The following is a 9,471-nucleotide window of genomic DNA, read 5'->3' on the forward strand; positions in this document are numbered from 1 at the left end:
CGTCCAGTGTCTCGATGTTGGCGGAGCCCGCGATGAAGCCGTCGCGCATCATCAGCAGGCAGTAGATTGCTTCGTGCACGCTGGCCGCGCCCAGCGAATGGCCGGACAGCGCCTTGGTGGACGAGATCGGCGGCAGGGCGTCGCCGAGCGCGGCGCGGATCGCGTCGAGTTCGATCACGTCGCCCAGCGGCGTCGAGGTGCCATGCGTGTTGAGGTAGTCCAGCGGCTTGGTGACGCCTTCCAGTGCCATCTGCATGCAGCGCACCGCGCCTTCGCCGGATGGCGCGACCATGTCGGCGCCGTCGGAGGTCACGCCGTAGCCGAGCAGTTCGGCATGGATGCACGCGCCGCGTTTGACCGCGTGGTCATAGTCTTCGAGCACCAGCATGCCGCCGCCACCGGCGATGACGAAGCCGTCGCGGTCCGCGTCGTACGGACGAGAGGCGTGGGTCGGGTCGTCGTTGCGCTTGCTCGACAGCGCGCCCATCGCGTCGAACATCATCGTCAGGGCCCAGTGCAGTTCCTCGCCGCCGCCGGCGAAGACGATGTCCTGGCGGCCGGCGCGGATCAGGTCCGCCGCCGCGCCGATGCAGTGCGCGGAGGTCGCGCAGGCCGCAGAGATCGAATAGCTCACGCCCTTGATCTTGAACGCGGTGGCCAGCGTCGCCGATACCGTCGAGCACATCGTGCGCGGGACCATGTACGGGCCGACCTTGCGGATGCCGCGTGCGCGCAGCAGGTCGGCCGCTTCGATCTGCCATTCGGCCGAGCCGCCGCCGGAGCCGGCGATCAGGCCGGTGCGCGGCTGGCTGACCAAGGCCTCGTCCAGGCCGGCATCGGCGATCGCATCGCGCAGCGCGATGTGCGCGAACGCGGCCGCGTCGCCCATGAAGCGCTTCTGCTTGCGGTCGATCTGCGCATCGAGGTCGATCTCGGGCGCGCCGCCGACCTGGCTGCGGAAACCGATCTCGGCGTACTGCGGGATATGGCGGATGCCGGAGCGGCCCTCGCGCAATGCGGCCGACACGGTGTCCGCGTCGTTGCCCAGGCAGGAGGTGATGCCCAGGCCGGTGATGACGACACGGCGCATCAGAAGCTCTCCGTCGACGTGAACAGGCCCACGCGCAGATCGCGCGCAGTGTAGATCTCGCGGCCGTCGACCAGCATGCGGCCATCGGCCACCGCCAGCACCAGCTTGCGGTTGACCACGCGGCTGATGTCGATCTCGTAGCTCACGCGTTTGGCGGTGGGGAGCACCTGGCCGGTGAACTTCACTTCGCCGGAACCCAGTGCGCGGCCGCGGCCGGGCGCGCCGATCCACGTCAGGAAGAAGCCGGTCAGCTGCCACATCGCATCCAGGCCCAGGCAGCCAGGCATCACCGGATCGCCGAGGAAGTGGCACTGGAAGAACCACAGGTCCGGATGGATATCGAGTTCGGCTCGCACCATGCCCTTGCCATGCGTGCCGCCATCCTGGCGGATCTCGGTGATGCGGTCGAACATCAGCATCGGGTCGTTCGGGAGGCGGCCGCTCTCGGGGCCGAACAGTTCACCGCGCGCGCTGGCCAGCAGCTGGTCGCGCGAGAAGGAAGCGGGGGCGTTCATTGCATCGTCCGTTCTGCGAAGCGCAAATAATGCACACATGTGCATACGCTTGTCTTGATGCAAATCAACCGGGTTTTTCCATACGCCGCCGTACCATCCGCGCAACGCAATTGCGGCAAGGGTTTCGCGCACATTGTCCGCATCTCCACACGCGACCGTATCGTTTCCGCGCGCATCCATGCGATCGCGTACGGCGGCCGATATCATCGCGTGATGCGCAAGATCATCCACATCGACATGGACGCGTTCTACGCGTCGGTGGAACAGCGCGACGATCCGTCGCTGCGCGGGCGGCCGGTGGTGGTGGCGTGGCGCGGCGAGCGCTCGGTGGTGTGCGCGGCGTCCTACGAAGCGCGCGTGTTCGGCGTGCGCTCGGCGATGCCGGCAGTACGCGCGGAACGCCTGTGCCCGCAGGCAGTGTTCGTGCCGCCCGATTTCGTTCGCTACAAGGCGGTGTCGCGGCAGGTGCGCGAGATCTTCTTCCGCCATACCGACCTGGTCGAACCGCTCTCGCTGGACGAAGCCTATCTCGACGTCACCGCGCCGAAGACCGACCTGCCGACCGCCACTGCCGTGGCCGAGACCATCCGCGCGCAGATCCGCGAAGAAACGCGGCTCACCGCGTCGGCCGGCGTGGCGCCGAACAAGTTCCTCGCCAAGATCGCGTCGGACTGGCGCAAGCCGGACGGACAGTTCGTGCTGCGGCCACATCAGGTGGAAGCCTTCCTGACGCCGTTGCCGGTGGAACGCATCCCCGGAGTGGGCAAGGTGATGCAGGGCAAGCTCAATGCCGACGGCATCCGTACCGTCGGCGATCTGCGTGCGTACACGCAGCATGAACTGGAAGCACGCTACGGCAGTTTCGGTGGCGGCCTGTACCGGCGTGCGCGCGGCATCGACGAGCGCCCGGTCGAGCCCGACCAGCCGGTGCAGTCGATCTCCTCCGAAGACACCTTCGCCACCGACCTGCTGTTGTCGGAACTGGAGCCGCACATCGTCCGCATCGCGGAAAAAGCGTGGCAGGCCAGCCGCAAGACCGAGCGCGTGGGCCGGACCGTGGTGCTGAAGCTGAAGACGTCCCAGTTCCGCATCCTCACCCGCAGTTTCACGCCGGAGGCGCCGCCGGCGTCGGAACAGGAGTTCATCGACATCGCGATGGCCCTGCGCGAGCGCGTGGACCTGCCTGCCGCGACGCGCTACCGGCTGGTGGGCGTAGGCCTGTCGGGTTTCCGCGACCGCGACGAGGTCGCCACGCAGCCAGGGCTGTTCGACACCGTCGCTTGATGCCGGTCACGGGGTGCTTGTGCACGCGGCGGCTGCCCGTTGGCAGTCCCTGCGCGCGTCTGCCAGCACGTCGCGCGCGTCGGCGATAGTCTCGGCGTCGTTGGCCTGAGGGGAGGCGGAAGATGGACGCGATTCGACAGGGTTCTGCGGCCGAGCTGTGGCAGGCGCTGGTGCGTGAGGCGTGTTCGCGCTGCGGACAGGCGCTGGACGAGGCGCAGGAGAGCTATCTGGTCTTCGTGCTGCTGCGGCACCAGCGCGACGGACACCTGCTGGCGCGCACACAGGCGCTGGAATGGCTGGACGCGCAGCTGCGCGTCGGCAGCGCACGCAGCGATGCCCTGCGCGATGTAGGCGACCGCTGCCTGCTGATCGCGGGCCTGTTTCCCGCGCTGGCGCAGCGGCGCCGCGTGAGCGTGGAGTACTTCGTCGACCTCGGTCGTGGCGCCTACCAGGGGGTGGCCGACAGCGGGCGCAGCGCCTATGCGGACCTGTTCACGCAATTGGCATCCACGTATCACCAGCTCGTGCACACGCTGCGGGCGGTACGTGGCGACGGCAGCATTCCCGTGTACGGACACCGCACCGGGCCTCTGCACTGAACGCGCCGGTGACCCGCGGAGGCGGGCCACCGGAAGCGACGTCACTCCTGCGGTTGGTAACGCAGGCTGAGACCATAGGTGCGGCCTGCCTGGTTGTACCAGGCGACCGTTTCGTACTCGCGGTCGAACACGTTGCCCACCTTCGCCTGCAGCGTCCATGCCCGCGCCATGGCGTACTCCAGACGCAGGTCCAGCGTGCTGTAGCCGCCCAGGCGGACGGTGTTGGCCAGGTTGTCGTAGCGCTCACCCGCGGCGTTGAACGTCACGCCGGTGCGGAACGCGCCGAACGCGCGGTCCACGTCGATGCGCGCGGTGTTGCGCGGACGGCGTGCCAGCAGGTTGTCATGGTTGAAGCCGGCCGAACGGTTACGCGGATCGGTGTGGCTCAGCTGCGTGGCGATGTCGAAGCCTGCGACCGCGATGTCGACGGTGAACTCCGCGCCGCGGATGCGGGCTTCGTCGATGTTGTTGGGCAGAAAGATCGCCGCGTCGTAGGAGATCAGCTGGTCCACCTTGTTCTGGTAGACGTTGAACGTCCAGTTCCAGGTGTCCGCGTACTGCGCGATGCCGAGGTTGACGCTCTCGGACTCTTCCGGCTTCAGGTCCGGGTTGCCGAAGAACGGATAGTACAGGTCGTTGAAGCTCGGTGCCTTGAAGCCGGTGGCCACGCTGGCGGTCAGCTTCAGGCCGTTGCCGAACCCGAACCCGTAGCCCAGGCTGCCGGTGGTGTGGTTGCCGAACTGCTCGTTGTCGTCGTTGCGGACGCTGGCCTGCAGCTGGTGCGCGCCGAAGCGGCCCTGGTATTCGACGAAGCCGGCGAGGTTGTCGCGCTGGGTGGCGTCGAAGGCGGTGGCGCTTTCGATCTTGTCGTCCTGCCAGTCAATGCCAGCGGTCAGCAGTTGGTTGGTGGCCACGGTGAAGTCGCCCTGCGCCGATGCCACGTAGCGACGCGTCTCGAAGTAGCCGGACGGCACATCGTCATGGAAGTCGTCGGACTTGTCGTCGTTGCGGCCCAGGCTCAGCAGCAGGTTGACCTTGTCGCTAGGCGCGTAGCGCAGCTTGGTGCCCAACACCTGCTGCACGGTTTCGGACCGGTTGGTGAAGCTGCCGTCGAACTCGCTCTCACCGTCGGCGCGCAGCGCGTTGGCTTCCAGCGTCAGCGTGTCGGTGAACGCGTAACCGCCGCGCAGGCTGGCCGAGGTGTTGCGGTAGCCGTCACGGTCGGGTTCGTCGGCGAAGCAGCCGGCACCGAACGGGTTTGCGGCATCCCCGCTGGTGCCGCGGCAGGCGTTGAAGCCGTCGGTGCGCGTATACGCAACGTCGGCACCGAACCAGCCGCGGCCGATGCCGCCGCCGATACCGGCGCTGGCTTCACGCGTGCTGTCGCTGCCCACGCCGATGCGGACGTTCGGCCGTACCTTGCCGGTGTTGCGGCGGGTGAACACCTGGATCACGCCGCCGATGGCCTCGGAGCCCCACAGGCTCGAGCGCGGGCCGCGCACGATCTCGACGCGATCAATCTGGTCGATCGGCAGGTCCTGCAGCGCGGGCAGGCCGGCGGTCGCCGAACCCATGCGCACGCCGTCCACGAGCACCAGCACGTGGTCGGATTCGGCACCGCGCAGATTGAGCGTGGTGATCTTGCCCGCGCCGCCCTGGTTGGCGATCGAGATGCCGGCGCGTCCCTGCAGCAGCTCGCCCAGCGAGCGCGCCTGGCTGCGCTGGATCGCCTCGCGGCCGATCACCTGCGCCGGGACCAGGCTGTCTTCGACGGACACCTCGGTGCGCGTGCCGGAGACGACGATCTCGTCGAGGTTGGTGGCGTCCTGCGCCTGCGCGGCGAGTGGCAGCGCCATCGCGACCGCGAAGGCCAGCAGGGAAGGGGAGGAAAGGGTACGGCTCTGCATCGGAACAACTCCATCGCGCGCCCCGCGCGCATTGTCGGCGTGGAGTCGCGATGACGGAGAGGGAACGTTGCGGACAGCGCGGCAGACGAGCGGCGGCGCGGCACGCCACGACGCCCTCCGCATCGCAACCAGTGGACTTCCAGGCCGGTCTCCGGGCTTGCGAAGGCGTGCGCGATGCACGCTGCCGGGGCGCCTTCCCATGCGTTGGACGCACAGTGGCCGATGCCGAGGCTGTCTTCGCCTACCGTTGCGGGGGCAGCGCCGGAATGCCGCTTGCGCGGGGCACCGGCTTCCCGTTTCAACCCGTGGCAGGAATGCCTGGGTCACCTGAAAGCGCGCGCATTATACGGGAAGCGTCCGCCCGCCACGTAGAGCGGAGCTTGCTCCGCTGCTTTTCGCCAACGGACGGTCTGGCGTCGAGCAAGCTCGACGCTACGACAGGAAGACCCGCGAGGGTTGCTTTCAGGAGGCGCATAGAGCCGAGCGTGCTCCGCTGCTTCTTTGCGTCGCAGGCAGGTGGCGTGCAGGATCCGAGATGACGCGAATTGTCGCGGTCAGTCGTCGCCGCGCGAATCGAACAGGTTCAGCGACGGACCCGCGTCTTCCTCGCGCTCGGTGTGCGTGGTCGTCACCGGGCCGGCGGCGGGACGACCGCGTGGCGGTGGCAGCAGGGCGGCGGCCGCATCGTAGGCCACCAGCAGTTCCGCGCGGCGGTCTTCGGGCAATTGCTGCCAGTGGCAGTCCAGCAGGGCGCCTTCCAGCGCGTAGAGCAGGTTGAGGCTGGGTCGGAAACCCGCACGCTTCACCCGGATGAAGGCTTCCACCRCGCCGACCGACTCCAGGTCCTCCTGCGTGCGCAGGCCGACCTGGCGAAGCCAGGCGGCGGACTTGGGGCCGATGTTGCGCAGCTTGGTGCCTGTCATGTCAGCGAGTCCACGAAAATGGCGGCGATGCGTTCCATGCCCGCCTGGTCGTCGGCATCGAAGCGCGCCAGGCGGGGACTGTCCAGATCGAGCACGCCGACCAGTTCGTCCCCTTTCACCAGCGGTACCACCAGTTCCGAGCGCGATGCGGAATCGCAGGCGATGTGGCCCGGAAAGGCCTCGACATCGTCCACGCGCTGGGTCTGGCGGGTGCGTGCGGCGGCTCCGCAGACCCCCTTGTCCAACGGGATCCGCACGCAGGCTGGTAGTCCCTGAAACGGACCGACCACCAATTCCCGGCCATCGAAGAAATAGAAGCCCGCCCAGTTGAAGTCGGGCAGGGCGTGGTACAGCAGCGCGGCGAGGTTGGCGGCGTTGGCGATCCGGTCCGGTTCGCCGGCCAACAGGGCGCGGGCCTGGTCGGCCAGCTGTGCGTATTGTTCCGGCTTGCTGCCGGTGAGCGTCTGGGAGGCGAATGACATGCCGTCGATTCTACTCCCGGCCTCTCGCGGTGGACCGATATGATGCATTCCATCGGCAACCCTGACGGGGACACGGGTGGGCATGAACGCGGGCGATGATGAAGCCGGGTGGCGCGGCCACGGGGTGACCCGGCTGGAGGCGTTCGTGGATGCGGCCTTCGCGTTCGCGGTGACCCTGCTGGTCATCTCCGTGGACCGCATCCCGGACAGCATCGGAGCGCTGCAGCAGGCGCTGAAGAACGTGCCGGCCTTCGCCGCCAGTTTCGCGATGGTGGCGATGTTCTGGTACGCGCACGTGCGCTGGAGCCGTCGCTACCGCCTCGGCACGGTGCCGGCCACGCTGCTCAGCTTGCTTCTCGTGTTCCTGGTGCTGGTCTACGTGTATCCGCTGCGGCTGCTGCTGGGCACCTTCTTCGCGTGGATCACCGGCGGCTGGCTGCCGATGCCGCTGACCGATGCCAATGGCGCGCGCCCGCTCGCCTTCATGTTCACCTTCTACGGACTCGCGTTCGCGTCGATGTCGGCCTGCATCGGCGGCCTGTACGTGCTGGCCTGGCGTGCACGCACGCGGCTGGGTCTGGATGGCGAGGCCGCCGCGAACGCCGCTGGCGAAATCGCCTCGCATGCGTACTTCGTCGGCGTGGGTCTGCTGTCGGTACTGATCGCCTGCCTGCTGGGCGAGCACGCGCGCTCCTGGCAGGTCGCCATGGCGGGCAGCGTCTACTTCCTCCTGTCGTTCACCGGCATCGTCCACGTGGGGGGGCAGCGCTGGGGCAAACGCCGCTGGCCCGAGCGCGTGGAGGGCTAGGCGAATGGACCGGCTGTTCGTCACCGGTACCGACACGGGCGTGGGCAAGACCGTTGCCAGCGCCGCGTTGTTGCATGCGTTCCGTGCGCGCGGCCGGCGTGCCGTGGGCATGAAGCCGGTCGCCAGCGGCTGCGAGGCCACGCCGGACGGCTGGCGCAACGAGGATGCACTCGCGTTGCAGGCCGCCAGCGATCCCGTGCCGCCCTACGAGGATGTGAACCGCTATGCGCTGCCTGCGCCGCTCGCGCCGGAGATCGCCGCGCGCGACGCCGGCGTGGACGTGCAGCTGGGCGTTCTGGTGTCCGCGTTCGAGCGCCTGCATCCGCTGGCCGACGTGGTGCTTGTCGAAGGCGTCGGTGGTTGGGCCGCACCGCTGACGGGCACGCTGGACCAACGCCACCTGGTACAGGAATTGCGCCTGCCGGTGGTGCTCGTAGTGGGCATGCGCCTGGGCTGCATCAACCATGCACGGCTCAGTGCGCGCGCGATCCAGGACGACGGCGCGCGCCTGGTGGGCTGGATCGCCAACGAAGTCGATCCGGAGATGGCGCGCCGCGACGAAAACTTCGCCCTGCTGTCCGCGCGCATGCCGGTGCCGTGCTGGGGACGCTTGCCGCATGCGCCGCAAATCGACGCCGGCACGCTCAGCCGGCACATCGCGCTTCCTTTCTAGGCGCGGGGCCGAAAAATAAAAAACCCGGCAGCGTGGGGGCTACCGGGTCGGCTGCGCGGAGGGAGGGGACCCGCGCAATAAAGGGTGGACGCGAACGTCCGGGGCGGGTCTTACTTGCCCTTGGCGGCCTTGGTCGCCTTGGCCACGGAGGCCTGGACGTTGTCGGTCGCGGTTTCGAACTGGGTCTTCACCAGCTGGCCGAAGGCTTCACCGGTCTTCAGGCTCAGGCCGAACATTTCCTGGCTGGCGGCGACCATGCGCTCGGCGTTGTCCTTGGCGACCTGCAGGCCCTTCGGCCACAGATTCTTGTAACCGTCCAGGTCGCGGGTCTCGGCGAGCTCGCCGAAGAACGAGGTGGTGGCGTCGATGTTCTTTTCGAACGTCTTCAGCTGCACGCCGAACACGGTCTCGGCGCTTTCCAGCGCCAGGCGGTTGGCGCGCGATGCGGCCGCGGCGAACTGGTGCGTGAACTGGCTGAAGCTTTCGTTGAATTGGGTGTTCATGGCGTGCTCCTGAAAGGGGATTCCCATCTGTTGCGACGCAGCATAGCTGCGTCCATGCTGCAGTGCAATAATAGCCGTATGGAAATCCGACGAACGGTCAGGAGCCGTTAAAAATCAAACGCTTGTAGGGACTGGTATGAAACCGGTTCCACGCCTCAGTCGCCGGTGTAGCGGCTGCCGGAGGTGCAGGTTTCATGCACCACGATGGCGCTCAGTAGCGGAAGCACCGGCTTGGCCTCGCGCCAGATCCATGCCGCCAGCTGTTCGCTGGTCGGATTTTCCAGACCCGGAATGTCGTTGAGGTAATGGTGGTCGAGCCGGTCGTAGATCGGCTTGAAGGCGGCCTTCACGTCGGCGAAGTCCATCACCCAGCCGGCCTGCGGATCGACCGGGCCGGACAGGTGCACTTCGATGCGGAACGAATGGCCGTGCAGGCGCGCGCACTTGTGGCCTTCCGGCACGTGAGGAAGCCGGTGAGCGGCTTCGATGGTGAAGACCTTGAAGATGTCCATGCGGCGTTTCCGGAAACGGGGAAACGCGCGGCACGGATCGTGTGCCGCGCGTCGGGTTCGACTCAGCGGGCGGGACGCGACTGACCCTGGCGGGCACCGCCGTTGCGGCCACCGTCGCGGCGGGGGCCGCTGCTGTGCTTCTTCGGTCCTGCGTGGGCGTGGCGCGGTGCTTCGC

The 9,471-nt window shown here is 67.8% G+C and carries 11 protein-coding genes and 1 riboswitch; of the genes, 4 read left to right on the plus strand and 7 right to left on the minus strand.

From position 1 onward, the window contains the following. On the minus strand, window positions 1-1,090 hold a 1,090-nt coding region (locus AC04L7_RS06490; RefSeq protein ID WP_475512715.1), incomplete at its 3' end, for a beta-ketoacyl synthase N-terminal-like domain-containing protein. Beyond that, window positions 1,090-1,605 carry a 3-hydroxyacyl-[acyl-carrier-protein] dehydratase FabA gene (fabA, locus tag AC04L7_RS06495; protein WP_299345794.1) on the minus strand — a complete coding sequence of 172 codons (516 nt, stop codon included), beginning with the start codon at window positions 1,603-1,605 and terminating at the stop codon, window positions 1,090-1,092. The genes fabA and AC04L7_RS06490, both read right to left, overlap by 1 nt. Before the next feature lie 213 nt (window positions 1,606-1,818). On the opposite strand from fabA, the gene dinB reads away from it, so the two are divergent. Then, entirely contained in the window at window positions 1,819-2,889 is a 1,071-nt protein-coding gene (gene dinB / locus AC04L7_RS06500; protein WP_299345797.1) for a DNA polymerase IV, read from the plus strand. 122 nt (window positions 2,890-3,011) lie between these two features. Beyond that, complete coding sequence (locus AC04L7_RS06505) at window positions 3,012-3,488, plus strand: hypothetical protein (protein ID WP_299345800.1); 477 nt, start codon at window positions 3,012-3,014, stop codon at window positions 3,486-3,488. 41 nt (window positions 3,489-3,529) lie between these two features. Here the strand turns inward: AC04L7_RS06505 and btuB are convergent, their stop codons facing one another. The 3 genes from btuB to AC04L7_RS06520 form a co-directional block, all read right to left on the minus strand. Continuing rightward, window positions 3,530-5,395, minus strand: a complete 1,866-nt coding sequence (gene btuB, locus AC04L7_RS06510) for a TonB-dependent vitamin B12 receptor (RefSeq protein WP_436000512.1) — start codon at window positions 5,393-5,395, stop codon at window positions 3,530-3,532. A 125-nt stretch (window positions 5,396-5,520) separates the two neighbouring features. Further along, window positions 5,521-5,741, minus strand: a riboswitch (cobalamin riboswitch). 208 nt (window positions 5,742-5,949) lie between these two features. After that, window positions 5,950-6,318, minus strand: coding sequence for a TfoX/Sxy family protein (locus AC04L7_RS06515; RefSeq protein ID WP_475512716.1), 369 nt, complete (start codon window positions 6,316-6,318; stop codon window positions 5,950-5,952). Then, window positions 6,315-6,800 (minus strand): GAF domain-containing protein, encoded by a 486-nt coding sequence (locus tag AC04L7_RS06520; RefSeq protein WP_296282173.1) that lies wholly within the window; start codon window positions 6,798-6,800, stop codon window positions 6,315-6,317. Before AC04L7_RS06520 ends, AC04L7_RS06515 begins: the two co-directional genes overlap by 4 nt. Window positions 6,801-6,882: 82 nt before the next feature. Here AC04L7_RS06520 and AC04L7_RS06525 point away from each other — a divergent pair, with 82 nt between their 5' ends. Both AC04L7_RS06525 and bioD read left to right on the plus strand, forming a co-directional pair. Then, entirely contained in the window at window positions 6,883-7,608 is a 726-nt protein-coding gene (locus tag AC04L7_RS06525; RefSeq protein WP_299345806.1) for a TMEM175 family protein, read from the plus strand. Window positions 7,609-7,612: 4 nt separating this feature from the next. Next, window positions 7,613-8,281: a dethiobiotin synthase gene (bioD, locus tag AC04L7_RS06530; protein ID WP_299345809.1), complete on the plus strand. Its 669-nt coding sequence runs from the start codon at window positions 7,613-7,615 to the stop codon at window positions 8,279-8,281. 110 nt (window positions 8,282-8,391) lie between these two features. Here the strand turns inward: bioD and AC04L7_RS06535 are convergent, their stop codons facing one another. Then, window positions 8,392-8,784 carry a phasin family protein gene (locus tag AC04L7_RS06535; protein WP_296282176.1) on the minus strand — a complete coding sequence of 131 codons (393 nt, stop codon included), beginning with the start codon at window positions 8,782-8,784 and terminating at the stop codon, window positions 8,392-8,394. A 155-nt stretch (window positions 8,785-8,939) separates the two neighbouring features. Then, window positions 8,940-9,296 (minus strand): 6-carboxytetrahydropterin synthase QueD, encoded by a 357-nt coding sequence (gene queD, locus AC04L7_RS06540; protein ID WP_296282177.1) that lies wholly within the window; start codon window positions 9,294-9,296, stop codon window positions 8,940-8,942. Window positions 9,297-9,471: the final 175 nt, after the last annotated feature.

It is taken from the genome of Pseudoxanthomonas sp. LjRoot204_2, from assembly GCF_056175765.1.

Bases quoted from the DNA above. Each gene is read 5' to 3' on its own strand.
- dinB (WP_299345797.1), top strand. From the start codon at position 1,819: ATGCGCAAGATCATCCACATCGACATGGACGCGTTCTACGCGTCGGTG.
- bioD (WP_299345809.1), top strand. From the start codon at position 7,613: ATGGACCGGCTGTTCGTCACCGGTACCGACACGGGCGTGGGCAAGACC.
- fabA (WP_299345794.1), bottom strand. From the start codon at position 1,605: ATGAACGCCCCCGCTTCCTTCTCGCGCGACCAGCTGCTGGCCAGCGCG.
- btuB (WP_436000512.1), bottom strand. From the start codon at position 5,395: ATGCAGAGCCGTACCCTTTCCTCCCCTTCCCTGCTGGCCTTCGCGGTC.
- AC04L7_RS06520 (WP_296282173.1), bottom strand. From the start codon at position 6,800: ATGTCATTCGCCTCCCAGACGCTCACCGGCAGCAAGCCGGAACAATAC.
- AC04L7_RS06525 (WP_299345806.1), top strand. From the start codon at position 6,883: ATGAACGCGGGCGATGATGAAGCCGGGTGGCGCGGCCACGGGGTGACC.
- AC04L7_RS06535 (WP_296282176.1), bottom strand. From the start codon at position 8,784: ATGAACACCCAATTCAACGAAAGCTTCAGCCAGTTCACGCACCAGTTC.
- queD (WP_296282177.1), bottom strand. From the start codon at position 9,296: ATGGACATCTTCAAGGTCTTCACCATCGAAGCCGCTCACCGGCTTCCT.
- AC04L7_RS06505 (WP_299345800.1), top strand. From the start codon at position 3,012: ATGGACGCGATTCGACAGGGTTCTGCGGCCGAGCTGTGGCAGGCGCTG.